The sequence below is a fragment of the Ruegeria sp. H4 genome, from assembly GCF_056533065.1.
In genome coordinates this window covers 35,632-61,109 of the sequence record NZ_JBQFOC010000003.1, presented here as the reverse complement: position 1 = coordinate 61,109, position 25,478 = coordinate 35,632, and the positions used below count along the sequence as shown (strand labels likewise).

Here is a 25,478-nt window from a genome sequence, read left to right as displayed (position 1 = left end):
ATGCGGTTATAAGGTGTTAAACGTACGGGCAGTCTACTTCCGTCGCAGATGTTCGTCCAATCGTGGCATTATTTCCACAAAGTTGCAGGGGCGATGACGGTAGTCGAATTGTTTCTCCAAAATACCGTCCCAGGCATCCTTGCACGCACCCGGGCTGCCCGGCAGGGCAAACAGATAGGTGCCGCCAGCAACACCGCCTGTGGCGCGGGACTGCACGGCCGAGGTTCCGATCTTCTCCATCGACAGAATGGTGAAGACGGTTCCAAAGGCATCGATCTCTTTCTCATAGACGTCGCGATGCGCTTCGACAGTCACATCGCGCCCGGTCAGGCCCGTGCCTCCGGTCGAGATCACAACATCGATCTGAGGATCCGCGATCCATACGCGCAGCTGATCCGCGATCTGCGCGCGCTCATCGGGTAAGATCTGCCGATCTGCAACGGCGTGGCCCGCCGCTTCGATCCGATCGACCAACGTTTGGCCGGATCGATCTTCGTCAAGCGATCGCGTGTCCGAAACTGTTAGGACAGCAATGCGGACAGGGATAAAATCTTTGTCTTGATCGATCATTCAGAGCACCTCGAACCAGTTCACTTTGGGCCCCAGATTGGCGATCTGCGTTCGACCAAGATTACCACGATACCCCCAGCTGTCATGGATGTGACCACAGAAGACCAGCCGGGGCTGAAGCCGTTCCACCGCATCGCGCACGGCCACCGAGCCGACGGAGGAACCTTGCGATGTTACGTCCCCGTGTCCTTTGGGCGGAGAATGCACGATCAGAATATCGGCAGTGTCACAGCGATCCAGCAGTTCCGAAGCCTCTGGCTCGGACAGATCACAGGACCAATCGCCAAATGGCGTGGCGGGTACTCCGTAGCCCAGCCCGAACAGGTGTATACCGTCGACTGTCATTCCGTTGCCATGCAGGACATGGGCGCTATCTGGCGCAGCATCGGCTAGCTCATCCGCGTTTTCTGCATTTCCCGGAACCAGAACCAGCGGGGCCGAGATACCCGACAGCATCTGCATAGCCTCGTTCAGTCCCTGGCGCATATTGCAGTAATCCCCGGCCCCAATCACCAGATCGGCCTGCGCGCTGGCCTCCACCAGATCAGCCGCCCGGTTGCGCGCCATGTGAAGGTCTGAGAAAGCCAAAATGCGCATCATCCTGCCCCCAGCCGTGCTTTCAACTCCAAAAGATCGGCCCAGGCCTCTCGTTTCATCTGTGGCTGGCGCAGTAGGTAGGCGGGGTGGAACATCGGGATCACCGGCAAATCCAACGCGTGTTCCCAAGTACCGCGCAGCCGCGTGATTCCGCGTTTTCCCAGAACGGCCTGACAACTGATATTGCCCATCACCACCAAAACCTCGGGCTTGGCCAGCGCCACATGGCGTTCCAGAAACGGCTTCATCATGCCAATCTCTTCAGGCTTCGGGTCACGGTTCTGCGGCGGGCGCCAAGGCAACACATTGGTGATATAGACATTCTGCGCGCGATCCAGATCAATCGCCGCCAACATCCGATCCAGCAACTGACCCGCCCGGCCAACAAAGGGCTTACCTTCGCGGTCTTCATCCCGGCCCGGAGCCTCTCCGATGATCATCACGCGTGCACCAGGCGTACCATCGGCAAACACCAACTGCCGCGCACCGCGCTTTAGCTCACAATGCTCAAATGCGTCCATCGCCGCACGCAATTCATCCAGTGATCCGGCGCTTTGTGCTGCGGATTTTGCGATGGCAACTGGGTCAACCTGCTTGGGTTTCTCGAGCGCGGCCTCGGGGCTGGCCGGTTTTTTTGACTTGGGCGCAGTATCGGGCAGCGCATACCGGTCGATTGGCACGTCTCCAATCGCCTCGGTCACGCCCAGTTCGATCTGCCAGTCCAACAGCGCCCGTGCGGTGTGATAATCCATGCCCGATTCCATACCCCACAATCTAACCGGCTTTTGACCGATGGAAAGCGAATAGACCTTGCCACGGCGCTGGGTCGCACCGACCATGATCCTGTTATGCCATCGATCTTGCGATTCCTTCTGATTGCTCTGCTTCTGAGTGCCCCGGCGGGCCCGCTACGCGCGCAGCTTTCCATCGGCAATGACCAATGCCGCGGGGGTCAATTCGCCTGCGGCAGCCGGTGTTGTTCGGGCGGGCAAAGATGCAGCTTTGATGGACACTGCATCCCTCTGGGCGGCACCTATTGCGGTGGTGGGCGCAGCTGTGGCCCATTCGAGCGCTGTGTCGCGGGTGGCACGCGATGTGCACCACAAGGTGCAAATGCCTGCAATTCGAGCCTCGATTGCCCCAGCGGGAGCCGCTGCAATGGCCGTCGCAAATGCGAGCTGATCCGCCCCGATATCGAACTAAACCTACCGCAGCCCTGCGCTGATGGCCGGATATGCGCTCGCGGATCTTACTGCATGCCGCAAGGCGGATGCTCGCGTCCCGGATGGTACCTATGCGAAAAAACCGGGTCTCAGTGTCGTCAGGGTTTCAAATGCTCCAGAAATCAGGGCTGTGTCCCTGTCAAAGCCATCGATTGCGGGTACGGCAAGTGGTGCAAACCGGGCGAACAATGTCTGCCAAAGGGGGGATGCCAGAAACTGCCCGACAGCACAGAACCTTAGGTTGCCTTGCCCGGCGCGGCTTTCTATAAGCGGTCCGATTGTCAGACAGGAGCCCGCCCATGCGTTTCGCCCATCGTCACCTTCTTGGCATCGAGCATCTGTCGCAATCCGATATCACCGCCATTCTCGACCTGGCAGAGACCTATGTGGATCTGAACCGTCAGTCGACCAAGCACTCGGATGTGCTGTCCGGGCTGACCCAGATCAATATGTTCTTTGAAAACTCGACCCGCACGCAAGCGAGCTTTGAGATCGCGGGCAAGCGTCTGGGTGCAGATGTGATGAATATGGCGATGCAGGCCAGTTCGATCAAAAAGGGCGAAACCCTGATTGATACAGCGATGACATTGAACGCGATGCATCCCGACCTGCTGGTGGTGCGGCATCCGCAATCCGGCGCCGTCGATCTGCTGGCGCAAAAGGTGAATTGCGCTGTGCTGAATGCAGGCGACGGGCGGCACGAACATCCGACACAGGCGCTGCTGGATGCGTTGACCATCCGCCGCGCCAAGGGGCGCTTGCACCGCCTGAACATCGCCATTTGCGGCGATGTGGCCCATTCCCGCGTTGCACGTTCGAACTTGATCCTGCTGGGCAAGATGGAGAACCGCATCCGTCTGATCGGGCCACCTACGCTGGTGCCTGCGCAATTCGCCGAGTTCGGGGCCGAGATTTATGACGATATGACCGAAGGCCTGCGGGATGTGGATGTGGTCATGATGCTGCGCCTTCAGAAAGAGCGGATGGATGGCGGGTTCATCCCGTCAGAGCGCGAGTACTATCACCGCTATGGCCTCGATGCAGTGAAGCTTGCGCAAGCCAAACCTAACGCCATCGTCATGCACCCGGGCCCGATGAACCGGGGGGTCGAGATTGATGGCACTCTGGCGGATGACATCAACCGATCGGTCATTCAGGAACAGGTCGAGATGGGCGTCGCAGTCCGCATGGCCGCCATGGAACTGCTGGCCCGCAACCTGCGCGAGGCCGCATGAGCGAACTGATCGCCCTTCCCCACGAACGCGGCGTCATCCGCCTGTTTGCCCTGAACATGCGCCCGGAAGAGGCCAAGTTCCTGCGCGAACCGGGTGCTGTTGATCAGGTTTTAGGGGTCGCGGATCTGGACCTTGAACAGATCGACATCTTTCCTATGTCCGACCTCGAAGACCTGGGCCTTTGGGGCTATCTGAACGAAGGGTGTGGCGTGCCCGAAGATCAATTGGATCGCGCGGCGCTTGATGCGGTCGAAGGCTGGGTAATGGCTCTGCGCAGCGCCGCGTTCAAAGGACAGCCTGCAGTGCTTACGCTTGATCCGCGCGTGCAGTTGATTGGCCTGTTCACCGAAGAGGCCACAAACTGGAGCGGCGGTCGGATCGAAACCGAAAGCGCCAAGCCGTTTTCGGCGCCGCAGACACCGGCGCAAGACGACAGGCCGCGCCAAATGGGCTCGGCCGTGCTGGCCGTGTTCATCTTGCTGGTGATCGGAGGTGCGCTGTGGCTGATCCTGTGATCTTTACCCCTGACAAGGGGGCGTATATTCGCACCAACGCCTGGCTGGCCGCCGTGGCAATGGCCGGGGCGATGGCCGTACTCTGGTTGATCGGAAACCCCTATGTTTGGACCGGTGCGCCTGCTGGACTTGCCGCCATCGGCCTGCGCGCATGGTATCTGGCTTCGGAAGAGCTGACCGCCAAATGGGAAATGACCGATACTTTGCTGACGGGTCCCGGCCCGCGCAAGGTTGCGCTGACCCAGATTGAGGCCGTGAACACCATGGGCAGCTTCGTCCAGCTTGTGACCAAAAGCGGCGACAAGCACCTGATCAAATATCAAGCGAACTCCGCCGCCACCAAAGCCGCTATCGAAAGGGCCTTGCCATGAGCACCGTTTTGTTTACCAACGCGCGCCTGATCGACCCCGAGAACGGGACAGATGCGACCGGATGGCTGCATATCTCGAACGGGCGGATCGTGGCGAACGGCAACGGCGATGCCCCCGCAATGGACGGGCAGATCGTGGACTGCAATGGCAAATGCCTAGCCCCGGGCATTGTCGATATCGGTGTCAAAGTGTGTGAGCCGGGCGAGCGGCACAAGGAAAGCTATAAATCCGCAGGTCTCGCGGCGGCGGCTGGTGGGGTGACCACGATGGTCACGCGGCCCGATACCACACCCACCATCGACACGCCGGAAACGCTGGAATTTGCAACACGCCGCGCTCAGGCCGACACGCCCGTCAACGTGCTGCCCATGGCCGCCCTGACCAAGGGACGCGAAGGGCGCGAGATGACCGAGATCGGGTTTCTGATGGATGCCGGTGCGGTGGCATTTACGGATTGCGATCATGTGGTGACCAACACCAAGGTGTTCTCTCGCGCGCTGACTTATGCACGGTCTTGCGGGGCGTTGGTGATCGCGCATCCTCAGGAACCGGGCCTCAGCGCCGGGGCCGCAGCGACCAGCGGCAAATTCGCCGCGTTGCGCGGCCTGCCCGCAGTGTCAGCCCGGGCGGAACGGATGGGGCTGGACCGTGATATCGCATTGCTGGAGATGACTGGCGCGGCCTATCACGCAGATCAGATCACGACGGCTCGCGCCTTGCCCGCATTGGAACGCGCCAAGCGAAATGGTTTGGACATCACCGCCGGAACCTCGATTCACCACCTGACGCTGAATGAGTTGGACGTGGCCGACTATCGCACCTTCTTCAAAGTCAAACCGCCGCTGCGGTCAGAGGATGACCGGCAGGCGGTGATTGAGGCGGTGCGGACCGGCCTGATCGACACGATCAGTTCGATGCACACCCCACAGGACGAGGAAAGCAAACGCCTGCCGTTTGAAGAGGCTGCCTCGGGCGCGGTTGCGTTGGAGACATTGCTGCCTGCAGCGCTGCGCCTGTATCATTCAGGCCAACTGGACCTACCAACCCTGTTCCGTGCCATGACCCTGAACCCGGCCAAACGTCTGGGTCTGAACAGTGGTCGTTTGTCCAAAGATGCGCCAGCCGACCTGGTATTGTTTGATCCTGATGTTCCTTTTGTGCTGGACCGCTTTACACTCCGATCCAAATCGCAAAACACGCCATTTGACGGGCAGCGGATGCAGGGTAAGGTCATTGCGACCTACGTGGCCGGCAAAGAAGTCTACCGGAGAACTTGATGCCCTTGATTGACAGTACACAATCCGAATTGCTGCTGTGGGCGGCCATGGGCTACCTTTTGGGGTCAATTCCCTTTGGCCTGATCCTGGCCAAGCTTATGGGGCTGGGCAATCTGCGCCAGATCGGGTCAGGTAATATCGGAGCCACCAATGTGCTTCGAACCGGCAACAAGGCCGCCGCCGCCCTGACCCTGCTGTTCGATGCTGCAAAAGGCGCTGTGGCGGTTCTGCTGGCGCGCGCCTTTGCCGGTGAAGACGCGGCCCAGATTGCAGCGCTCATGGCGTTTTTGGGCCATTGCTATCCCGTTTGGTTAAGTTTCAAGGGCGGCAAGGGCGTGGCCACATTCCTCGGCCTTTGGCTGGCACTGGATTGGCGGGTGGGTGTTGCCTGCTGTCTGACGTGGTTGGTTGCGGCGGCGATCTGGCGGATATCCTCAATCGGCGCACTGGCGGCGGCTGCATTGTCGACCACCTGGGTCGTGGTGTTGACAGATGGCTCCACCTTCGTTTTGGGTATTGCGCTTACCTTGCTGGTCTACTGGCGCCACAACGCCAATGTAGCCCGCATCAAGGCGGGGACTGAGCCCAAAATCGGAAAGCCGTGAACGCGACCGACGCGTTCACCCGCGCCTTTTTCGCATTGCCCTTGGGCACATTCACTGGTCGCGCCCATGATCAGCGCTATGTCGTCTCACGTCAGGTCATGGCAGGAAACAAGTCCCATAAGCTTGTGGCGTATGAACTCGGTGGCGAGGACTATATCAGCCTGAACCTCTACCAAACCCGCAACAGCGGAGCATTGCTGCGCCCTTGCGAAATGCCTGCTCAAAAGGTCGTCGACTTTGTTCTGGCGCTCACACCCGAAGGCTAACCCAGCCACATTTTTGAACAGCATCTCTGCGCTTCTGCACAATCACAATTGATTGCTTTGAACGTGAACATCCGGCTTCCCACCTGAGTTTCTGTGACGGCCAATTACCGGTCGCACAGGACAAAATCCGGGATCGCAAATCGCAATTACGGCGACCACGCGCATCCTCTTTCACGAAAGGTGAAGCTATGAACACGTTTAAATCTCTGATCGGTGGCGTTGCGCTGTCTGTTGCCCTGGCAACTTCAACCCTGGCCGCTGGTGTTGAAATCAATGCCAGCTCGACCGGGCTGGCGATGCAGGGCTATGACCCGGTTGCGTATTTTACCGAAGGTGAAGCCACCAAGGGCGACTACCGGATCACCACGCTGCATGATGACGCAATGTACCGCTTCTCATCCGAGGAAAACAAAGCCGCGTTTGAAGCGAACCCCGAAGCTTATCTGCCCGCCTATGGCGGCTACTGCGCCTTCGGTGCAGCCATGGGCTTCAAGTTTGATGGTGACCCGAACCACTGGAAGATCGTTGACAACACACTGTACCTGAACCTGTCGCAAGACATCCAGGAACGCTGGGAAGGCGACATTCCGGGCTTCATCGAACAGGCCAGCGCAAACTGGGAAAACATCGCTGACAAGGCTCCGGCCGAACTGCAGCAATAACCCATATTCGGCAACTTTTGCGGTGGGAGCAGAAATGCTCCTGCCGCGCTCAAATCCCACTCTGAACGGAATACCCTTTGGAACCCGGCAGATTGAGCAAAACCCGGCGCGTTTCGCCGGGTTTTGTTATTCAGATATCCAAGATTGTGCTGCCCGTAGTCTGACGCGCCTCAAGCGCGCGATGCGCGTCGGCGATCTGATCTAGTGGGAAGCGCTGATCGATATGTATCTTGACCTCGCCGCCTGAAACTTTGCCAAACAGCCTCCGTGCCATCGCCTGACAGACCGTATGATCGCCGATATGCGTAAACAAGGTCGGGCGGGTGATCTTGAGCGATCCTTTCTGCCCCAAGATCCCGATATTCACGGGCGGAACCGGCCCCGAAGCATTGCCGAATGAGATCATCATCCCAAGCGGTTTCAGACAGTCAAGCGACCCTTCGAACGTGTCGGCGCCGACCGAGTCCATCACCACGTCGACGCCATGCCCATTGGTGATCTCGGCCACGCGTTCGACGAAGTTCTCGGTGCGGTAGTTGATGCAATGCGCTGCGCCATTGAACTGGGCCAGCGCGCATTTCTCATCCGTACCGGCAGTACCGATCAGAGTGATACCTTCGGATTTCGCCCATTGGCAGGCGATCAGGCCCACACCCCCGGCCGCAGCATGGAACAACACCGTATCTCCACGACGCAAAGGCGTGGTGCGGTGGAACAGATATTCAACGGTCATGCCCTTCAGCATCATCGCTGCCGCCGCTTCGAATGAAATGCCGTCTGGCAACGGGCAGAGCTGAGCCGCCGGCATCACCCGCGCTTCGCAATAGGCGCCCGACGGTGCGGCAGCATAGGCGGCGCGCTGACCTGGTGTCAGATGAGTGACCCCGTCGCCAACCGCTTCGATCACGCCCGATGCTTCCATCCCAAGCGCATGTGGTAGTTCCAGCGGATAGAGACCGGTGCGCTGATAAACGTCGATAAAGTTCAGGCCGCAGGCATGATGGCGGATACGAACCTCACCCGGACCGGGATCACCCAGGGGCCGATCTTCGATCTGCAAGGCCTCGGGGCCGCCGAATTCGTGGATAACGACTGTGCGCGCAATATTCTGCATTCTGAACCTCCTCGTGCCTGATCCCAAGCTAGCATGCTTGCGTGACAGGGCAATCAGGAGCTTGTGCTGCGGCGAGTTTGCGCGCGGATCAAACCCCGCGCATCGCCACTAGCCCGCCACGTTCAAAACGATCTTGCCAATATGGGTCGAGCTTTCCATATGGGCATGCGCTGCCGCAGCATCGGCCAGGGGGAATTCGCTGTCCATAACCGGGGCAACCTTACCGGCGGCCAGCAAAGGCCAGACGGCCTCACGCAGGTCCTGTGCGATCTTGGCTTTGGCCAGATCGCTTTGCGGGCGCAAGGTACTGCCCGTCAAAGTCAGGCGTTTCACCATCATCAGGGCAAAATTCAACTCAGCCACCGGGCCCTGTAGAAACGCGATCTGAACCAGACGCCCATCCTCGGCCAATGCCTTCACGTTGCGCGGGATATAGTCTCCGCCCACCATATCGAGGATCAGGTTCGCCCCGCCTTCAGCGCGCACAACACCCACGAAATCTTCGTCGCGGTAGTTGATTGCCTTCTCAGCACCAAGTTTCAGGCAGGCGGCACATTTCTCATCCGAGCCAGCAGTTGCAAAGACCCGCGCACCAAAGGCATTGGCCAGCTGGATCGCAGTGGTTCCGATGCCGCTGGACCCACCATGAACAAGGAAGCGCTCGCCTGGTTTCAGACCGCCGCGCGTGAACACGTTGGACCAGACGGTAAAGAACGTCTCTGGCAGACAAGCCGCTTGCTTCATGTCCATCCCGTCCGGCACTGGCAGGCAATGCGCAGCGGGTGTGGCGACGTATTCGGCGTAACCGCCACCGGGCAACAAGGCGCAGACCTGATCGCCCAGCGCCAAGCCCTCGACCCCTGCGCCCACGGCAACTACCTCGCCCGAGGCTTCCAGCCCCGGCAGATCGCTGGCTCCCGGCGGGGGATCATAGGCCCCTGCGCGCTGCAACGCATCCGGGCGGTTCACACCGGCATAGGCCACTTTCAGAACAACCTGCCCGGCCTCCGCCATCGGCATCGGTCGTTCGGTCAGCTTAAGAACATCGGGACCACCGGGCTGCGTGATTTCGACAGCGCGCATCATCTGGGTCATGGGCAAATCTCCTTTGCCCAATGCCTAGCTGTCATCTGAGCAAAGGCCAAGCTTTGACTACTTGCGCGGGTTCAGCAGGCCCGGCAAATCTGCTCGCATTTTCATCGGAGCCTTGACCTGACCCGCCAGCCAATTCGGAACGGCCAGAAACGGTTTGAACAACGGGTTGCTGTTCACCTGCGCCTTCAGCTTCTCAAACTGCATCACGTCGCCAATGCGCCTGTCCAGAAACTCCCACGTCTTCTGGTGATCAGGCGAATCGTCCCCCAGCCAGAACAAAAGGGTCGAGGAATAGACGCCCGACAGCGTCGCCCGCTTGGTGTACCAGTTTACGTCATCCGACGTGTCACCCAATGCATCCCAAATCAGATCGCAGGTACCCCAAACAGCCTTGGCCCCGTCACCTGCATGCATTGGCAGGGCAAACAAAGTCATGCCCCGGCGGACCAGTTCCTTGTCTTCGACCGCCTCAAGCCGGAACCGAACAGCAGCGGCTACCTTTTCGCGGAACTTAAGCGCGCTGAGGTCTTCAGATTTGATCCGGTCCAGCATCATCTGGTCCCCACGCGCATGATAGGCCAGCGCCAGATCAACCGCGCCGCGCGGGCAAATCGCCCGGGCAAGACCGTCATCCAGTTCGCATTCTGCAACGGCGGCGCGAAAGCTGGTTTCGGACCATCCGTCAAACGGAACATGGGCAAGCATCGCGTCCAGCATCTGCTGTTTTGCGTCTTCATAGGTCACTGTCATGGCGGTTCTCCGGTGTTCGGGGCCAGTACTAGACAAGATAGAACGGCTTTGCTATACGGCCAATTCCTGCAATTTCCTTGCAACTCTATCTAGAAAGGTGGTGACAACCACATGCAGGTTAGTGTTCGCGACAATAACGTCGATCAGGCGCTTCGTGCCCTGAAGAAAAAGCTGCAGCGCGAAGGCGTGTTCCGTGAAATGAAGCTGAAGCAACATTTCGAGAAACCGTCCGAGAAAAAAGCGCGCGAGAAAGCTGAAGCGATCCGCCGTGCCCGTAAACTGGCACGCAAGAAAGCCCAGCGCGAAGGTATGCTCTAAGCAGCAACCCGTCTCGTCCAGCTTTGGATGACACTATTTGACGACCCCCGAGGCCCCGCCCGGGGGTTTGTCGTTTCTAAGACCGGTTTGATCTTGCCGACTCGTGCGTGATGCTGTGCGGCAAGCTGCCATTTCGGCCCCGGCAGAATTTTGCCCGGCATTTTGCAGCGCAGCGAATCCCGCATCGGTAGCACTGCGATGCTCAAATTCTCCTGACAGGTCAGCCCACCTATCCGTCACAGGAAAGGTCTTTGTATCAGCCTCTCGTCTACTCAGACACCAAATCAATAACGGAGGCTACTATGTCGACTGCAAGCACAATCGAGCGCGAAATGCTCGCACTTATCAATGAAGAGCGAACATCCCGCGGGCTGAACCCACTGCAATTGGAAACCAACCTGAACGAATCTTCTGAAGATCACAGCACCTGGATGCTGGACCGCGATATTTTCAGCCATACAGGCGCAGGCGGGTCCAGCGCAACGCAACGGATGCAGGCTGCGGGGTTTGATCTATCGGGCAGCTGGCGCACGGGCGAAAACATCGCCTGGCAATCTGAGCGCGGCGCGCCGGGCATCAGCGACGACGTCGCTCAGCTGCATCAGAACCTTATGAACAGCCCGGGCCACCGCGCCAATATCCTGAATCCGAACTTCGACTATATCGGGATCGGGATCGAAACAGGCGATATGCAGGGTTTTGATGCCGTGATGGTCACGCAGAACTTTGGTGCAACCGGTGGTACGGTGGACCTGGATACAGGCACCACCCCAACCCCTACGCCGATGCCCGAAGAGCCCGAAACACCGGAAGAGCCTGAGACACCCGAAGAACCTCAGACGCCGGAAGTTCCAGAAGAACCAGAGACACCAACTGAACCTGGAACTCCGGAAGAACCGGAAACGCCCGAAGAGCCTGAGACGCCAGAAGAACCGGAAACGCCTGCGGAGCCGGAAGCGCCGGAGGAACCAGAGACTCCCATGGAACCCGAAACGCCAGAGGAACCCGAAGAACCTGTGGAACCTGAGACTCCGGAAGAACCAGAGGCGCCTGAAGAGCCAGAAACGCCTGAACCAACGGCTGAGAATGGTTTTGATATCGAAGCCTTTGTTGCGGCGCTGGAAGAATTCCTGAACGAGGTGCTGGCACTGGTCGATGATTTCGACTGGATCGACATCGAACTACCCGGCGCGCAACCCGGCGGTGATGTACCAATGGATGACGGTCTGATCCGGATCTCGGAAGCAGGCGATGGTGGAACGCCGCCGACAGAAGAACCCAACGCGGGCTTCACCGACGATGACGATATGCTGATCTTCTCCCCAATGGGTGGAGAATGCATGGTGGACGTCGTTTAACAACTCGTATTCTGGCGAGGCGCGATAATTCGCGCCTCGCTTTTTCCAGCTCGAATCCAGTTCCGCCTAGTAGATTTTCGGAACGTACAGCTCGTCGGGCAGAATACGACGTTCGTAATCAGGGTTATACCTACGATCAGGCAGATCGACCCGCTCCTGCGGCACGTCCGTATAGGGGATCTTGGTCAACAGATGCTCGATACAGTTCAAGCGTTCGCGCTTTTTGTCATTGCCCTCGACAATGTACCACGGCGCCTCAGAGATATTCGTTCGGAATAACATGTCCTCTTTGGCCTTGGTGTAGGATTCCCAGCGAATACGGGATTCCAGATCCATCGGAGACAGTTTCCACTGTTTCATCGGATCATGAATCCGCATGAGGAATCGCAGCTGTTGTTCTTCATCGGTGATCGAGAACCAGTATTTCAGCAAGATGATCCCGGACCGAACCAACATCCGTTCAAATTCGGGAACGTCCTGAAAGAACTGTTCGACCTGATCCTCGGTCGCAAAGCCCATGACGCGTTCAACCCCTGCCCGGTTGTACCAGGACCGGTCGAAGAACACGATTTCACCCGCCGCAGGCAAATGCGGGACATAGCGCTGGAAATACCACTGGCTCTGTTCCCGGCGGCTGGGTGCAGGCAGCGCCACCACACGCGCGACCCGAGGGTTCAGGCGTTGGGTGATCCGCTTGATCACGCCCCCCTTGCCCGCACTGTCGCGACCTTCGAACAGGATGCACACTTTGGCCCCGGTATGCTGCACCCAATCCTGAACCTTGATCAGCTCGGCCTGCAGGCGCAGCAGGTTGCGGAAATAGACCTTGCGATCCAGCATTTCGGGATGCTGATCCTTGTAGATCTTGCGCACTTCCATCGACAGCATGGGTTCGCTGAACTCGATCTCAAAGTCTTCGTCCAGCGTGTCTTCCAGCTCGGCCTCTAGCCAGTCTTTGGGAGAGTCGTTGTTTTCATACGCCAAAGTCTGTTCCTTCTTCATTCACCGGGTGCGGACAGTAATGCGCCTGTGTAACCGCCTGATGTCATCGGATAAGTTGATCTTACTACAGGCGCCGATGAGGTGACCGCTGCTAAGTAAAGACATTACGTGTAATTCTGAACCGCTCGCGCAGGGGATACAACCGTAAGAATTGCCGCAACTGGAAAGGCTTGCACCAGGGAAAGCTGCGCGCCATGACTAAGCCAGTCGAACTGTCGAGGCCACCGTGGCGTATGTGCTGACCCTTCTTCCGATGATCTGGCCCTGGCTGATACTGATCGCGGCCCAGATTACCGCGCTGAGCGGACGGATGGGCGTGGCATTGGCGCTGCTGGTTCTGTTCATCAGCGTCAGCTCAGTTGCCAATCTGATCACGCCATGGGCGATTGCAGTGATTGCGATCGGGTTGCTAGGGGCCGCGACCCTGCCACGCCTGAGCGGCGCGATGGCAGTTGCCGGGCATACGCTTCTGATCCTGTGGTGTTTCACCTTGGGCGCGCATCTGGTTCCTGAGTTCAACAATCTGCTTATCTTGGATCAGGTCCATGCCGGTGAAAACAGCGCCGCGTTTACGATGTATCTGAACCTCGACAAACCAATGGTGTTCTTTGCGGTCCTATTGGCTTGGCCCAGCATGCTGTTTGCGCGTCAGAAAACCAATGCCACGTGGCTCGTCATCGGGCTTGCCCTACTGCCACTGATCTTTCTTGCAGCTGTTTCAATCGGGGCGCTGCGGCCAGAAGTTAAACTTCCCCCTTGGTGGTTGGTTTTTGCAGTTTCAAACTTGTTTCTGACCTGTTTCGCGGAAGAGGCCTTTTTTCGCGGCTACCTACAATCTCTGTTCAGTTCGAAACTTGATCCTATTGGTGGCGTTGTCGCAGCCAGCCTGTTGTTCGGTTTGGCGCATTTCGGCGGTGGTCCAGCACTCGTGATCTTTGCCACGGTGCTGGGCTTGGGTCTGGGGCTGGCCTATGCCGCGACCGGGCGGCTTTGGGTGCCGATTGCGATGCACTTTGCCTTCAACTTTGTCCACCTCGCCTATTTCACCTATCCTGTGCCGGCCTGATCAGACCGGCAAGGCCGTGGTCTTGAACACCGTCCGCAAGGCAAACGAGCTTTGCATCTGCGCCACGCCCGGCAGGCGCGAGAGATATTGGCGGTGAATGCGGGCGAAATCTTCGGTGTTTTCGGCCACGACTTTCAGAAGGTAATCTGCCGTCCCCGCCATCAGGTGGCATTCCAACACATCCGGAATGCGGGCCACCGCCTTTTCGAATGCATCCAGAACCTCTTCGGCTTGACCTTGCAAGGTGATCTCAACAAACACGGTTGTGGGAACATTCATCTTCCGCGCGTCCAGCAAGGCCACGTAGTTTCGTATATAGCCCTCCAACTCTAGCCGTTGGACCCGGCGATGGCAGGCCGAGGGTGAAAGGTTCACCTTTTCGGACAGGTCCGCATTCGAAACCCGACCATTCTTTTGCAGGGCGGCCAGAATCTTACGATCAGTCGTATCCAAGCTCATTTGCGCATATCCATTGCGTTGATTCAGTATCTTTCGCTGGATTCTTTCAAAAGAAAGCCCAATAGCAGGCATTGTTTCACAGAAATTGCGCCACGTAATGCACATAATTTAGGCAGCTTATGAACGGAGGAGGGTCACATGAAAATCGGGTGCCCAAAAGAAATAAAACCACAGGAATTCCGCGTTGGCATGACACCGAATGCAGCTCAGGAAGCGGTGTCGCGTGGACATGAGGTGCTTATCGAAACCGGTGCCGGGATCGGTGCGGGGTTCGACAATGACGCCTATATCGCGGCTGGTGCGCGCATTCTGGACACGGCAGAAGAGGTGTTTGCCACCGCCGACATGATCGTGAAGGTCAAAGAACCCCAGGCCGGAGAGCGCAAGATGTTGCGCGAAGGTCAGTTGCTGTTCACCTACCTGCATCTGGCACCCGATCCGGATCAGACCCATGATCTGCTGGAATCGGGCTGTACGGCGATTGCCTATGAAACCGTAACCGATGCCAATGGGGGCCTGCCTCTGCTCGCCCCGATGTCCGAGGTGGCCGGGCGCCTGGCCCCTCAGGTCGGGTCATGGACCTTGCAAAAGGCCAATGGCGGGCGCGGTGTGCTGATGGGTGGCGTGCCTGGGGTTGGCCCGGCCAAGGTCGTCGTGATCGGCGGTGGCGTGGTTGGCACCCATGCGGCGAAGATCGCCGCTGGCATGGGAGCAGATGTAACCGTTCTGGACCGGTCCCTGCCTCGCCTGCGCTATCTGGACGATGTGTTTGGCGACCAGTTCAAGAACCAGTATTCAACGGCCGGTGCAACTGCCGAGTTGATCCGCGATGCCGATATGGTCATCGGCGCGGTTCTGATCCCCGGCGCAGCAGCCCCCAAGCTGGTCTCACGCGCGCAGCTGTCGACAATGAAACCCGGTGCGGTACTGGTGGATGTGGCCATCGATCAGGGCGGTTGTTTCGAAACCTCTCGCGCGACCACCCATGCTGATCCGATCTATGAGGTCGATGGGGTGATGCACTACTGCGTGGCCAACATGCCGGGCGCTGTAGCGCGCACCTCGACCATTGCGCTGGGCAACGCAACGATGCCGTTCATGCTGTCTTTGGCAGACAAAGGCTGGAAACAGGCCTGTCAGGACGATCCGCATCTGCTGGCCGGTCTGAACGTCCATGCCGGACAACTGACCTACTACGCAGTTGGCAAGGCGCTTGGGATCGACGTCGTCTCACCCAACGTGGTGATAAAGGCGTAATCCTCCCGCCCCTGAAAGCGCCTTTTGAAAAAGGTGCTTTAAGCCTTGGGCGCCGCGCCACAGGCGCGGCGCGGGTGCTTTAAACACTACGCGTTGAGAAAACGAAACAGCGCCGCACGATAGTGCGGCGCCGGGCCCAACCGGAGAAGGGCATTTTGAATGCCCGTTCGACGGGCGGGAGCCTTTAGCCCTGCTTCTGAATTTCGACCGAATGCGGATAAGGAATCGAGACACCCTTGGCGTCGAAGGCTTCCTTGATGGTCTTGGTCAGCTCGAATTTCACATCCCAGTAGTCCGCCGCAGCACACCACAAACGCGCAGTTAGATCGACCGAGCTGTCACCCAGATTTGTGACCCTCACCCAAGGCTCTGGATCCTTGTGGATGCGCGCATCCGCATTGGCGACATCCAAAATGATCTTCATGGCCTCATCCGCGCTGTCGCCGTAGTCAATTCCGAACACCAGATCGACACGCCGCGTTTCATGTGCGGAATAGTTGGTGATCACCGACCCCCAAGCCTGCCCGTTCGGGACTATGATCTGTACGTTGTCTGGCGTCACCAGCTCAGTGGTGAACAGGTTCAGGTCTTTGACCGTTCCTGCCGTTCCGCCGATATCCACATACTGACCCAGCTTATAGGGGCGGAACACAACCAGCATCACGCCCGCCGCCAGATCGCTGAGCGTCCCTTGCAGCGCAAGACCAATCGCCAGCGAGGCAGCACCCAGAATGGCAACGATACTTGTGGCCTCGATCCCGAAAATCCCCAGAACGGCCACGAGGACGATCGCCAAGATCACCCATTTGACAACGCTGGCCGCAAAATTGCCGAGCGTGGGATCGATCTGAGGCGTTTTGTTGATGCGACGCCGCACTACGCCCGACACCATCCCGGCCACGATCCAACCGATGATCAGGACAATCAACGCCTTACCCGCACTCAACAGTATCGGCAAATAGCCACTCGCTAAATCTACAGCTTGATTTGCCATATCGACTGTCTGATCCATGTCAGGTTTCCTTCTCGATCAAATTAGAAGGGGCACCAACAACGATGCGGAGCCCCGTTTGCTTGCCAACTTCCGGATTTACTTCTTCAAGGCGTCCCGGATTTCCATGAGGATATCCAGCTCGCTTGGGCCAGCGGGGGCTTCTTCGGCTGCTTCCTCTTCTTTAGCGGCTGCATCCTTAACGCGGTTCACGGACCGTACCAGCATGAAGACAACCCATGCGATGATCAGAAAGTTTATGACCGCCATGATGAACGCACCATAGGCAAACACCGAAGCGCCTGTTTCACGCGCGGCCTCCAGGCTCGCCCCTTCGGCAACGTCACCTGCAAGCACGGCATAGTTATTGGTAAAATCAATCCCGCCTGTGAACAGACCAATCAGTGGATTGATCAGGTCCCCGACCAATGATGTCACGATTGCGGTGAATGCAGCACCGATAATGATACCCACAGCCATGTCCATGACATTGCCCTTGGCAATGAATGTTTTGAATTCCTGGATCATGTGTTCCCTCTTTCCTGTTGTTAGCGTTTTTCGCCTCTGTTCGCGCATAGGCGCAGATTAATTGTGCGCTAATTGCACCCTAAAACATATTTTTTTATGGGAAAGCATGCCTATTTTTCCCCAATCAGATCATTCAGGAGAGCCCATGTCCGCTTTAGCCCCCTTCGCCGTGACCCAAAAATGGCCCGCCAAAGATCCATCGGTCATTCAGCTCTATTCCTTCCCAACCCCTAATGGGGTCAAAGCATCGATCATGTTGGAAGAAACCGGTCTTCCTTATGAGGCACATAAGATCACACTGGCCGATGCCGACGTCAAAAGCCCCGAGTTTCTGTCACTGAACCCCAACAACAAGATTCCGGCGATCATTGATCCCAACGGTCCGGATGGTGAACCTATCGGCCTGTTCGAAAGCGGCGCGATCCTGCTGTATCTGGCCGAAAAGACCGGCAAGTTCATCGGGCAGAGTGCATCCGACAAACACCATATTACCCAATGGCTGATGTTTCAGATGGGTGGCATTGGGCCGATGTTTGGCCAGCTTGGTTTTTTCCACAAGTTCGCAGGCCGCGAGATCGAAGACCCCCGTCCCCGTGAACGCTATGTGGCCGAGGCCAAACGCCTGCTGAACGTCCTGAACACGCAGCTTGAAGGTCAGGATTGGGTTGCCGGAGACTACTCGATCGCTGACATGGCCATCGCCCCCTGGCTGCGCGGATTGGACTTTTACGAAGCGAAGGATTTGGTCGACTGGGACGATCACGCCAATGTCGTGGCCTATCTGGATCGTTTCCTTGAACGGCCTGCGGTTCAAAAAGGCTTGGTGACACCCGCGCGAGACTAGGGCCCACCGTACCCGTTGCCGATATCGGGCTTGCGGCCAAGAACCGGTCACAAGCCCATCTTCTTAGCCAGGCAGCTTACCGGTCAGCACATAGCGCAGAACTTCGACCACCTGAGCGGGTTCCTCAGCTACAGCAAGTGCGGCGGCGTCGACCTCTTTCAGCGCGTGCTGATGATCCGGCCCGTGCAGCACGATCAACGATTTGCCCAATGCAGCTGCGTATCCGGCGTCAAACGCTGCATTCCACTGTTTGTATTTGTCGCCAAATCGCACAACCACTACATCGGCGTCAGCGATACCCTTACGTGTGCGGATCGCGTTGACCATCGCACCCTTATGGTCATGCCAATACTTGTTCGGCTCAGCACCCAGAATGGCAACGCCGCAATCGTCACTGGCGGCATGATCGGTGACCGGGCTGTTGAATGAAACATCCAGCCCCTGTGCACCATCGATGATTTGTTCGCGCCAATCGGTGTGAATTTCCCCAGATAGATAGACGTTCAGGCCCATGGTTTCCTCCAAAACAGTTTGGACCCTACTTAAGCGGCAATCACGCAAAGCCCAATGCGTAAGCCGAAGAAACCGCCCAGGATTGCTATTTCTTTTGCGCCACCAGATACCGAGACGGGGGCTTTGCCGGATAGTTCCCGCTTTCGACAATTTCAAAGCCAGCATCTGTGATCGCAGCTTCAAGCGTTTTTACGTCGAACAGGTTCACATAGGGCGCTTTGCCAAACAGCTGCATCACAGGCAGCATGAGTTTCATCAGTCCGAATTTAAAACCCAAACTTCCCTCGGTAAGGCAAGGTGTTTTGGATATGAACAACCCGCCCGAGGGCAGACGTTCATAGATGTCCGCAAAGGCCTTTTCAATATCCGGCACAAGATGAAACACGTTGAAGCCAAGAATGACATCAAAGGACTGTTCATCGTCTGGCAAGGTGATGTCGATAGGCGTGAACGAGATATTGTCGACCCCTTCTTTTTTCGCCTTATCCCGGCCAATATCCAGCATCGCGTCAGAGAAATCGCTGGCCGTGATATGCGCGACTGACGATGCAAGCAGCAGCGCGGTTGAGCCGGTTCCGCAGCCAAGCTCAAGAACGTTGTGCTGTTGGGTCAGATAGGACCGGGTCCGTCCCAGAGTGTATTCATACGACTCCATGTCACGGATTGGGCTACGCGCGTATTTCGCCGCAATGCCATCCCAAAACTATGCACCAGTCTTCATGGTAAATCTCCTTTGCGACCTATCTACTCATGCGGATATTGAATAGGAATTGCGGAAGATCGCAGAACACTTATACATATTTGTATGGCCAGCATCGATGAATTTGATTGGAACCACATGCGCGCCTTTCTGGCGACCGCAGATACTGGATCGCTTTCAGCAGCGGCGCGGCAACTGGGACAGAGTCAACCAACCCTTAGCCGCCAGATCGCTGCGCTTGAGGCCGATTTGGGCGTTTTGCTGTTCGAGCGCGTGGGCCGCGCGTTAGAAATCACGCAGGCTGGTTTGGAGATTCTGGAACACACGCGCGCCATGGGCGAAGCTGCCAATCGGATCGCCTTGACGGCATCTGGTCAAGCGCAATCGATCGAGGGGCGTGTTCGGATCACCGCGAGCGATGTCATGTCAGCGCACATTCTGCCGGATTTGCTACGCGAGGTTCAGGCACAAGCTCCACGTCTGCGCATAGAAGTGATCGCTTCGAACGATGTGAGCGACCTGATGCGGCGCGAAGCCGATATCGCAATCCGCCATGTGCGACCTGAACAACCAGATCTTATCGCCAAACTGGTGCAGCAAGCGCCCGGCCACTTTTATGCGTCTTCCGCGTATTTGAACCGCATGGGGCACCCTGAATCCAAAAGCGATTTGCCCAACCACGACTTCATTAGCTTCGGCGACGCCCATCAGATGATCGCTTATCTGGCGCCACTTGGCATTCACCTGACGGAAGATAATTTCAGGCTCGGTTCACAAAATGGCGTTGTTGCTTGGGAATATGCCAAACATGGCTTCGGCATCGCCCCCATGTCGCAGAATGTTGGGGATGCGGCTACGGAGATGGAGCGGGTTCTGCCAGATATGGACCCCTTTGAATTTCCAATCTGGTTGGTCGCGCATCGCGAGCTGCACACCAGTCGGCGCATCCGGTTGGTCTTTGATGTGCTGACCAAGTTCTTCTCAAACTGAAAAGCGCGCCAAAAGGCGCGCTCTGCAAAGTGTATATTGCTGCGACTACCCGCGTAGGACACCGCCCGTCGCTTTGGAAACCTTGGCGATGATCTTCTCGGCCACCGCCTCGATATCTTTTTCTTTAAGCGTCGCATCGGTTGGTTGCAGGCGCACGGTGATGGCCAGGGATTTCTTGCCTTCACCCAGGCTGCCCCCGATAAATTCATCAAAGACGCGCACATCCTCGATCAACGCTTTGTCGGCTCCCGCAGCGGCGTTGACCAGCGTCAGCGCCTCGACACCTTCATCGACGACAAAGGCAAAGTCACGCTCGACCGCCTGCAAATCACGCAGCTCCAAAGCCGCGCGGGTCGCGCCGGATTTACGGGGCAGAGGCACCTGATCCGGCCAAATGGTAAAGGCCATCGCCGGGCCCTTGATATCCATCGACTGCAGGATGCGTGGATGCAATTCACCAAACACGCCCAGCACCTTTTTCGGACCCAGGCAAATCTTGCCGTGACGGCCCGGATGCCACCAGGCATCCCCATCACGCAGGATCTGAACCTTAGCAGGCGCGCCGATGGCTGCCAGAACAGCCTCAGCATCCGCTTTGACATCAAATAGATCAACCGGTCGGGACGCGCCATGTACGTCCTTTGGACCCGAACGGCCAACCAGAAGGCCGGTGATCTGCGTTTGCTGTTCCCCTGGCTCGCCGTCATGGAACACCGGACCAACCTCAAACAGGGCCACATCCGTATAGCCGCGCGCCTGATTGCGGGCCGCGGCCTGAAGCAATCCGGGCAGTAGATCCGGGCGCATGTGGCTCATCTCGGACGAGATGGGGTTCTCAAGCTGGGTCGACGCATCCCCGCCTCCGAACAAAGCCGCTGCATCCTGATCAATGAAAGTGTAGGTAACACATTCATTGTAACCCAGTGCAGCGCAGGTGCGCCGCGCCATCGATTGGCGGCGCTGTGTCGGGGTCATCACCGGCTTCGGGATGCCATCGGTCACGCGTGGCAATGGTTTGCCCTGCAACTTGGTCAGCGAAGCAATCCGTGCGACCTCCTCCACCAGGTCAGCCTCACCCATGACATCAGGGCGCCAGCTGGGCACATGGGCCATTTCACCTTCGAGGCGGAAGCCCAGGCGCGTCAGGGTCTGGCGCTGATCGCTTTCAGGAATATCCATGCCAACCAGAGACTTCACACGTTCCGAATCCAGCTTGTAGGCACGCGCATGGTTCGGCGCTTTGCCAGCCTCAACCACCTTGGACGCTTCACCACCACAGATATCTAGGATCATCTGGGTCGCATGTTCCAGCCCTTCCAACGTGTATTCCGGATCAACGCCGCGTTCGAACCGATACCGTGCATCCGAGTTAATCTTGAGCGCACGACCCGTAAGGGCGATCTGCACGTGATCCCAGAAAGCGCTTTCAAGAAAGACATTCACTGTGTCTTCGGTACAGCCAGTCTCTTCCCCGCCCATGATACCAGCAATCGATTCGGGGCCGTTGTCGTCCGAGATTACCATCATGCCGGGGTGCAGCGTGTATTCCTTCTCATCCAGCGCGACCAGTGTCTCGCCACCCTTGGCGCGATGGACGCGCAGGTTTCCCTGTACCTTGTCCGCATCGAACACATGCAGCGGGCGGTTGTGGTCGAAGGTCATGTAGTTGGTGATATCCACCAGGGCCGAGATCGGACGCAGGCCAATCGCCTTCAGTTGATCCTGCAGCCATTGCGGGCTTGGGCCGTTCCTCACACCTTTGATCAGTCGTCCCGTGAAATGCGGCGCACCGTCCAGCGTGTCCTCATCAATGGTCACCTTGATCGGGCTTTCAAAATCACCGGGCACCGGAACGTAGTCGCGTATCTTCAAAGTCCCCAGACCGCGCGCTGCCAGATCACGCGCAATGCCCGCAACGCCCAGCGCATCGGGACGGTTCGGGGTGATCGCAATCTCGATCATCGGGTCGATCTTTGACGGGGCATTCTCGGCCAGCCAGTCAACGAACTGATCACCAACCTCGCCCGAGGGCAGCTCGATGATACCGTCATGTTCATCCGACAGCTCCAGCTCGCGTTCCGAGGCCATCATGCCAAAGCTTTCGACACCGCGGATCTTGCCAACACTGATGGTGATATCCAGACCGGGGATATACATGCCCGGTTTGCAGACCACGACAGTGATGCCTTCGCGCGCGTTAGGGGCGCCACAGATGATCTGCAGCTCGCCTTCGTCGGTGTCGACCTTGCAAACGCGCAGCTTGTCGGCGTCAGGGTGTTTTTCGGCATGTTTCACATGGCCCAGCGTAAAGCCCTTCAACCGGTCCGCCGGGTTCACGATCTCTTCGACCTCAAGGCCAAGATCGGTCAGCGCCTCGGCGATCTCATCAACCGACGCATCCGTATCGAGGTGGTCTTTCAACCAAGACAGAGTGAATTTCATTGCAAGCGGCCTTCTTGGGCAAACATCCGTTTGGCACAGGCAATGGCAAAGAATGGGCCGGGGTGCAAGCGCTGCGCGTCATGGATAGGTCGGGGTGCGTCCCAAAAGCTCGTCCAATTGCCGCCCGATCCAACCGTGGGGGATGAAATGCCCGCCGGGATGGGTGTCCAGCACCACCTGCCCCTGCGCGCAATCGGTCCATTCCATGCGGCTAAGCGTCAGGAACGGCTCGACACTCCAATCCCCGCGCGGGGTTGCATCATGGCAATCATAAGCCGCGCGCCACAGGGCCACCGGATAGGTCGTGTCGCCGTTTGCGCCATAGGGAAAATCCATCACTTTATCGCGCAGGCCATGCACATGGCGCGCCTCGACCGGGGCCTCTGGGCAGGTTTCGGTCTGCTGAATTGAACCGGCCACGGCCAGCAAGGCGGCGATGTCATCGCCCGACTGGCACACATAGCGCCACGCCATCGCGCCGCCATAGGAATAGCCCGAGACATAGATGCGGTCGCGGTCAATCGGATAGTGTTTGGCCACATCCTCCAGCACCCGGTCGGCAAAGGGCACGTCCCGTGTATCCGCCGACCAGAAGTTCCAGGTTTTGCCCAACCCGTTGGGGGCGACCAGCAGCACGCCCCGTAGCTTGGTCGCCCCGGCAATGCGTTCGTGGTTCACCACCACGGTCCCCTGCCGCGCCCAACCGTGGAAATGCAGAAGCACCGGCAGAGGTGTCTCGCCATCCCAGCCGTCAGGCTCCAGCACGTGGTACGAACGGTCGCCCACCTGACAGGCGGTATCGCCGTGGCATTCCGTGTTCCAGGGCCCCATGGCAAAGGCGGGTGAAGCGGTCATCAGAAGGAAAAGCAGTCGATAGATCATGGACCTGACCCTACCCAGCCTGAGCGCCGAGTCACGTCACAAGCCCGTGGGGCAATGTAACAAGCCGCGCTGTCGCCAGACCGCGGGATGGCGATCCTCGGCTTGTATTGGGCAGTTTATACTGGCCAAATCCGCGCGCTGTTCAAGCGTTGTGCTGGCGGAGACAAATCGCCAGCCCGTGCGGACGGTGTCGTCCATTGGGCTCGAACCAATGGCGCCACAATGAACGACCGATGGCGCGGCGGCCTATCGGCCTTTACTCCGCGCCGTTCAAATACGGATAGCCTACTTCTCAAAGTCTTCAGGGTTCATGCTGGGTTTGTATTTCCGACCCTTTCGGTTTGGTGCAAAACACAGACCAAGTCATCGCATCGGCTCGCATTTCCCAAACCATTCGATTGTAAGCTGTCATTACCTTGATGAAAGTTGGGTGCCCTGCGATTTCGACGGCAACCAATTCTTCCTGAGCATCAGCAAATGTCCGAAAATACTCTCCCGCAAATTTCAACGCATCTGCCGAAGCATAAAGCGTGAGAATGCCTATCTCGCGCTGCATCTCGATTGGCGAAACTTGGTCGGGTAGATGAGCTTCGTTCGGGCTTGGGCAGAACTTTAGAAAGTCCCGATAGGCCGTTCGTTTACGCTCTAAGATATTCTCGGACTGTGAGAAAATTTTCCCAAAAAGGAAACTAGCTGCACTCAAACATAAGCCCGAAAACCCAATGAGTGCAGCTTCCCAAGTCAACGCGACAAACCACCATGCAGGTTCGGCATATCCAGCGCAGCAAACCCATAGTGCCGCAACCAGCGCAGATCACTGTCAAAAAACGCCCGCAAATCCGGGATGCCGTATTTCAGCATCGCCAGACGGTCGATACCGATGCCAAAGGCAAAGCCCTGATAGACCTCGGGGTCGATCCCGCCGGCGGCGATCACCTTGGGGTGGACCATGCCGGAACCAAGGATTTCCATCCAGTCGTCGCCCTCACCGATCTTTAACTGGCCGCCTTCCCACGAACAACGGATATCGACCTCGGCCGATGGCTCGGTAAAGGGGAAGTGTGAGGCGCGGAAGCGCAGTTCGACGTCGTCGACCTCGAAGAAGGCTTTCACGAACTCTTCCAGAACCCATTTCAGGTTCGCCATCGAGATGTCCTTGTCGATGGCCAGCCCCTCGACTTGATGGAACATCGGCGTGTGGGTCTGGTCATAATCAGCGCGGTACACACCGCCCGGGCAGATCACGCGGATCGGCGCGCCCTGTTTCTCCATCGAGCGGATCTGAACGGGCGAAGTATGGGTGCGCAGCACGTGCGGCGGGCGGTTATCGCCCTCAGCGCGGTGCATATAGAACGTATCCATCTCGGCCCGCGCGGGGTGGTGGCCGGGGATGTTCAGCGCATCAAAGTTGTACCAGTCATCCTCGATCCGCGGCCCTTCGGCGACAGAGAAACCCAGTTCGGCAAAGATCGCGGTCAATTCCTCAGTCGCCTGGCTGACCGGGTGGATCGAGCCCTGACGGCGCGCGCGGGTCGGTAGGGTGACATCCAGCCATTCGGTGCGCAGACGCTCGTCCAGTGCCGCATCTGCCAGCGCAGCCTTTTTGGCGGCAAGCGCCGAGTTGATCTCATCCTTCAGGGCATTGAGCGCCGGGCCTGCGACCTGACGTTCCTCGGGTGTCATCTTGCCCAGCTCGCGCATCTTCAACGCGACCTCGCCCTTTTTACCCACGGCAGCGACACGGATCGCCTCAAGCGCGTTTTCGTCGCCCGCCTCGGCGATCTGACCCAGATATTTTGTCTTTAGATCGTCCATGACGCTTCCCGAACTTGGCCCTGATTGCTGTTG

30 protein-coding genes are annotated in these 25,478 nt (G+C 57.9%); 14 read left to right on the top strand and 16 right to left on the bottom strand.

Annotated features, from left to right (window positions below; all coding sequences use genetic code 11):
• Positions 1 to 33 precede the first annotated feature (33 nt).
• Genes moaB through ACR0KG_RS16490 form a run of 3 tightly spaced genes read right to left on the bottom strand, consistent with a single transcriptional unit; the run spans position 34 to position 1,931 of the window.
• Positions 34 to 570: a molybdenum cofactor biosynthesis protein B gene (gene moaB / locus ACR0KG_RS16500; RefSeq protein WP_480827892.1), complete on the bottom strand. Its 537-nt coding sequence runs from the start codon at positions 568 to 570 to the stop codon at positions 34 to 36.
• Positions 571 to 1,167 (bottom strand): metallophosphoesterase family protein, encoded by a 597-nt coding sequence (locus tag ACR0KG_RS16495; RefSeq protein WP_480828049.1) that lies wholly within the window; start codon positions 1,165 to 1,167, stop codon positions 571 to 573.
• Positions 1,167 to 1,931, bottom strand: a complete 765-nt coding sequence (locus tag ACR0KG_RS16490) for a uracil-DNA glycosylase (protein ID WP_480828048.1) — start codon at positions 1,929 to 1,931, stop codon at positions 1,167 to 1,169. The genes ACR0KG_RS16495 and ACR0KG_RS16490 overlap by 1 nt, the downstream gene beginning before the upstream one ends.
• A gap of 169 nt (positions 1,932 to 2,100) precedes the next feature.
• Here ACR0KG_RS16490 and ACR0KG_RS16485 point away from each other — a divergent pair, with 169 nt between their 5' ends.
• From ACR0KG_RS16485 to ACR0KG_RS16450, 8 genes are all read left to right on the top strand, one after another.
• Positions 2,101 to 2,349: a hypothetical protein gene (locus ACR0KG_RS16485; protein ID WP_480827891.1), complete on the top strand. Its 249-nt coding sequence runs from the start codon at positions 2,101 to 2,103 to the stop codon at positions 2,347 to 2,349.
• 340 nt (positions 2,350 to 2,689) lie between these two features.
• Positions 2,690 to 3,625, top strand: a complete 936-nt coding sequence (locus ACR0KG_RS16480) for an aspartate carbamoyltransferase catalytic subunit (protein WP_480827890.1) — start codon at positions 2,690 to 2,692, stop codon at positions 3,623 to 3,625.
• A complete protein-coding gene (locus ACR0KG_RS16475; RefSeq protein WP_480827889.1) occupies positions 3,622 to 4,140 on the top strand; it encodes a hypothetical protein in 519 nt (172 codons plus the stop codon). Before ACR0KG_RS16480 ends, ACR0KG_RS16475 begins: the two co-directional genes overlap by 4 nt.
• Positions 4,125 to 4,511 (top strand): hypothetical protein, encoded by a 387-nt coding sequence (locus ACR0KG_RS16470; protein ID WP_480827888.1) that lies wholly within the window; start codon positions 4,125 to 4,127, stop codon positions 4,509 to 4,511. The genes ACR0KG_RS16475 and ACR0KG_RS16470 overlap by 16 nt, the downstream gene beginning before the upstream one ends.
• The gene (gene pyrC, locus ACR0KG_RS16465) at positions 4,508 to 5,788 is read left to right on the top strand and encodes a dihydroorotase (RefSeq protein WP_480827887.1); all 1,281 of its coding nucleotides are present in this window, start codon (positions 4,508 to 4,510) and stop codon (positions 5,786 to 5,788) included. Before ACR0KG_RS16470 ends, pyrC begins: the two co-directional genes overlap by 4 nt.
• Complete coding sequence (gene plsY / locus ACR0KG_RS16460) at positions 5,788 to 6,393, top strand: glycerol-3-phosphate 1-O-acyltransferase PlsY (RefSeq protein ID WP_480827886.1); 606 nt, start codon at positions 5,788 to 5,790, stop codon at positions 6,391 to 6,393. The genes pyrC and plsY overlap by 1 nt, the downstream gene beginning before the upstream one ends.
• Positions 6,390 to 6,659, top strand: coding sequence for a hypothetical protein (locus ACR0KG_RS16455; protein ID WP_480827885.1), 270 nt, complete (start codon positions 6,390 to 6,392; stop codon positions 6,657 to 6,659). The genes plsY and ACR0KG_RS16455 overlap by 4 nt, the downstream gene beginning before the upstream one ends.
• Before the next feature lie 188 nt (positions 6,660 to 6,847).
• Entirely contained in the window at positions 6,848 to 7,321 is a 474-nt protein-coding gene (locus ACR0KG_RS16450) for a YHS domain-containing (seleno)protein (RefSeq protein ID WP_353013544.1), read from the top strand.
• 130 nt (positions 7,322 to 7,451) lie between these two features.
• Here the strand turns inward: ACR0KG_RS16450 and ACR0KG_RS16445 are convergent, their stop codons facing one another.
• The 3 genes from ACR0KG_RS16445 to ACR0KG_RS16435 form a co-directional block, all read right to left on the bottom strand.
• Positions 7,452 to 8,435 (bottom strand): quinone oxidoreductase family protein, encoded by a 984-nt coding sequence (locus tag ACR0KG_RS16445; RefSeq protein WP_480548454.1) that lies wholly within the window; start codon positions 8,433 to 8,435, stop codon positions 7,452 to 7,454.
• Between the two features lie 108 nt (positions 8,436 to 8,543).
• Positions 8,544 to 9,530: an NAD(P)H-quinone oxidoreductase gene (locus ACR0KG_RS16440; protein WP_480827884.1), complete on the bottom strand. Its 987-nt coding sequence runs from the start codon at positions 9,528 to 9,530 to the stop codon at positions 8,544 to 8,546.
• Between the two features lie 57 nt (positions 9,531 to 9,587).
• Positions 9,588 to 10,280 carry a COQ9 family protein gene (locus ACR0KG_RS16435; RefSeq protein ID WP_480544420.1) on the bottom strand — a complete coding sequence of 231 codons (693 nt, stop codon included), beginning with the start codon at positions 10,278 to 10,280 and terminating at the stop codon, positions 9,588 to 9,590.
• A 111-nt stretch (positions 10,281 to 10,391) separates the two neighbouring features.
• Here ACR0KG_RS16435 and rpsU point away from each other — a divergent pair, with 111 nt between their 5' ends.
• A complete protein-coding gene (rpsU, locus tag ACR0KG_RS16430) occupies positions 10,392 to 10,598 on the top strand; it encodes a 30S ribosomal protein S21 (protein ID WP_008207378.1) in 207 nt (68 codons plus the stop codon).
• 302 nt (positions 10,599 to 10,900) lie between these two features.
• A complete protein-coding gene (locus ACR0KG_RS16425) occupies positions 10,901 to 11,956 on the top strand; it encodes a CAP domain-containing protein (protein ID WP_480827883.1) in 1,056 nt (351 codons plus the stop codon).
• 66 nt (positions 11,957 to 12,022) lie between these two features.
• Here ACR0KG_RS16425 and ppk2 read toward each other — a convergent pair whose 3' ends face one another.
• Entirely contained in the window at positions 12,023 to 12,958 is a 936-nt protein-coding gene (gene ppk2, locus ACR0KG_RS16420) for a polyphosphate kinase 2 (RefSeq protein WP_480544422.1), read from the bottom strand.
• A 235-nt stretch (positions 12,959 to 13,193) separates the two neighbouring features.
• Here ppk2 and ACR0KG_RS16415 point away from each other — a divergent pair, with 235 nt between their 5' ends.
• Entirely contained in the window at positions 13,194 to 14,024 is an 831-nt protein-coding gene (locus ACR0KG_RS16415) for a CPBP family intramembrane glutamic endopeptidase (protein ID WP_480827882.1), read from the top strand.
• On the opposite strand, the gene ACR0KG_RS16410 is transcribed toward ACR0KG_RS16415, so the two are convergent.
• Entirely contained in the window at positions 14,025 to 14,483 is a 459-nt protein-coding gene (locus ACR0KG_RS16410) for an Lrp/AsnC family transcriptional regulator (protein WP_480544424.1), read from the bottom strand. It abuts the gene before it with no gap.
• A gap of 138 nt (positions 14,484 to 14,621) precedes the next feature.
• On the opposite strand from ACR0KG_RS16410, the gene ald reads away from it, so the two are divergent.
• On the top strand, positions 14,622 to 15,740 hold the full coding sequence (ald, locus tag ACR0KG_RS16405) for an alanine dehydrogenase (RefSeq protein ID WP_480827881.1): 1,119 nt from the start codon (positions 14,622 to 14,624) through the stop codon (positions 15,738 to 15,740).
• Positions 15,741 to 15,924: 184 nt separating this feature from the next.
• Here ald and ACR0KG_RS16400 read toward each other — a convergent pair whose 3' ends face one another.
• A complete protein-coding gene (locus ACR0KG_RS16400) occupies positions 15,925 to 16,734 on the bottom strand; it encodes a mechanosensitive ion channel family protein (protein ID WP_480544496.1) in 810 nt (269 codons plus the stop codon).
• A 96-nt stretch (positions 16,735 to 16,830) separates the two neighbouring features.
• Positions 16,831 to 17,259: a large conductance mechanosensitive channel protein MscL gene (gene mscL, locus ACR0KG_RS16395; protein ID WP_480548445.1), complete on the bottom strand. Its 429-nt coding sequence runs from the start codon at positions 17,257 to 17,259 to the stop codon at positions 16,831 to 16,833.
• A 145-nt stretch (positions 17,260 to 17,404) separates the two neighbouring features.
• Between mscL and ACR0KG_RS16390 the strand changes: the two genes are divergently transcribed.
• Complete coding sequence (locus tag ACR0KG_RS16390; protein WP_480827880.1) at positions 17,405 to 18,103, top strand: glutathione S-transferase family protein; 699 nt, start codon at positions 17,405 to 17,407, stop codon at positions 18,101 to 18,103.
• A 63-nt stretch (positions 18,104 to 18,166) separates the two neighbouring features.
• Here the strand turns inward: ACR0KG_RS16390 and ACR0KG_RS16385 are convergent, their stop codons facing one another.
• Positions 18,167 to 18,616: a YtoQ family protein gene (locus ACR0KG_RS16385; RefSeq protein ID WP_353013522.1), complete on the bottom strand. Its 450-nt coding sequence runs from the start codon at positions 18,614 to 18,616 to the stop codon at positions 18,167 to 18,169.
• A gap of 85 nt (positions 18,617 to 18,701) precedes the next feature.
• Complete coding sequence (locus ACR0KG_RS16380; RefSeq protein WP_480827879.1) at positions 18,702 to 19,271, bottom strand: class I SAM-dependent methyltransferase; 570 nt, start codon at positions 19,269 to 19,271, stop codon at positions 18,702 to 18,704.
• 150 nt (positions 19,272 to 19,421) lie between these two features.
• Here ACR0KG_RS16380 and ACR0KG_RS16375 point away from each other — a divergent pair, with 150 nt between their 5' ends.
• On the top strand, positions 19,422 to 20,306 hold the full coding sequence (locus tag ACR0KG_RS16375) for a LysR family transcriptional regulator (RefSeq protein WP_480548441.1): 885 nt from the start codon (positions 19,422 to 19,424) through the stop codon (positions 20,304 to 20,306).
• A 45-nt stretch (positions 20,307 to 20,351) separates the two neighbouring features.
• On the opposite strand, the gene pheT is transcribed toward ACR0KG_RS16375, so the two are convergent.
• The 4 genes from pheT to pheS form a co-directional block, all read right to left on the bottom strand.
• Positions 20,352 to 22,748 (bottom strand): phenylalanine--tRNA ligase subunit beta, encoded by a 2,397-nt coding sequence (gene pheT / locus ACR0KG_RS16370; protein WP_480827878.1) that lies wholly within the window; start codon positions 22,746 to 22,748, stop codon positions 20,352 to 20,354.
• Between the two features lie 78 nt (positions 22,749 to 22,826).
• Entirely contained in the window at positions 22,827 to 23,630 is an 804-nt protein-coding gene (locus ACR0KG_RS16365; RefSeq protein ID WP_480827877.1) for a CE1 family esterase, read from the bottom strand.
• A gap of 301 nt (positions 23,631 to 23,931) precedes the next feature.
• The gene (locus tag ACR0KG_RS16360) at positions 23,932 to 24,375 is read right to left on the bottom strand and encodes a hypothetical protein (protein WP_480827876.1); all 444 of its coding nucleotides are present in this window, start codon (positions 24,373 to 24,375) and stop codon (positions 23,932 to 23,934) included.
• Positions 24,372 to 25,445, bottom strand: coding sequence for a phenylalanine--tRNA ligase subunit alpha (gene pheS, locus ACR0KG_RS16355; RefSeq protein WP_480827875.1), 1,074 nt, complete (start codon positions 25,443 to 25,445; stop codon positions 24,372 to 24,374). Before pheS ends, ACR0KG_RS16360 begins: the two co-directional genes overlap by 4 nt.
• Between the last annotated feature and the right edge of the window lie 33 nt (positions 25,446 to 25,478).